We start from the raw sequence: 1,068 nt of genomic DNA, 5'->3' as shown, positions 1-1,068 counted from the left end.
CAGCGAGTCCTTCTGAAAGACGACGCCACGATCCGCGCCGGGTCTTTCGACCGCGCGGCCATCGAGCGTGATCCGGCCATCCGAAAGCGGGAGGAAACCGGCGATCGCATTGAGAAGGGTTGATTTGCCGCATCCCGACGCTCCGAGCGCAACGACGAAGCCCCGTTCGGGAATATCGAAGGAAACGCGATCGAGCGCGTGAACGGTCCGCCCGTCGCGGGCTGCGAAGAAAACGCTGGCGTGATCGACTTTAAGCATGTTGCCGCTCGCAGGTTCGACGCCGGCGCGGCAAGGCGCGCCGGCGTTGGGGAGGATCAGTTGCTGACGCCGGTGAGGGCATCTGCGGTGACGAAGGCGCCGTAATTCGCCAGCACGTCAGAAACCTTGCCCTGTTCCTTCAGAAACGATGCGGTGTCCTTGAGGATCTTGCCGGCACCCGCCTTTTCGCCGCCGCCAAGCCAGGCATCCGATGCCTGGACCTCAGGTGTCAGCAGCGTGAGGTTCTTCAGGGCCGATGCCTGCTGGTCGGCTGTGCCGCCGAGAAGCTTGGCGAGTGACTTGGCGTTGTCGCTGTCGGGACCCCAGGCGGATTTGTCCGACGCGAAGGACGCGTAGTATTTGTTGATGACCGAAGCGAAACCCTTCAAAAATTGCGGGTTGTCGGCGGCAAACGTCGAGGTCGCGACCCAGGCCGAGAATGTCGGCGCACCCTTATCTGCCACCTCCTTGGAGGTCACCAGAACCTTGCCGTTCTTCTTCAGTTCGGTGAGTGCCGGATCCCAGACGAAGCCGCCATCGATATCGCCGCGGTTATAGCTGGCGACGATCTCAGGCTGAGGGATGGCGAAGACCTGAACGTCTTTTTCGGTCAGGCCGAGCGATTTGATCAGCGCCAGAAGCTGATAGTGGTCCGTCGACACCGGCGCAGCAGCAAGCTTCTTGCCCTTCAGATCATTCAGGCTTTCGATACCGGAGCCGTTACGGACGACGAGAGCCTCGTCGATGCCCGAGATCGAGGCGAGATAAAAGGCCTTGACCTCGAGCCCGCGTGATACCGCAGCCGCAAAC

2 protein-coding genes are annotated in these 1,068 nt (G+C 61.5%); both read right to left on the bottom strand.

What is annotated here, in order from left to right; genetic code table 11:
* Positions 1 to 258 (bottom strand): ATP-binding cassette domain-containing protein (locus AC1D1Z_RS37745; protein WP_477853953.1); only part of this gene is annotated, 258 nt, incomplete at its 3' end.
* Positions 259 to 314: 56 nt separating this feature from the next.
* A partial coding sequence (locus tag AC1D1Z_RS37740; protein WP_477853952.1) for a taurine ABC transporter substrate-binding protein occupies positions 315 to 1,068 on the bottom strand: 754 nt, incomplete at its 5' end.

It is taken from the genome of Rhizobium sp. P1_E1 (assembly GCF_056406015.1).
This window is presented reverse-complemented; position numbering and strand designations above follow the sequence as displayed.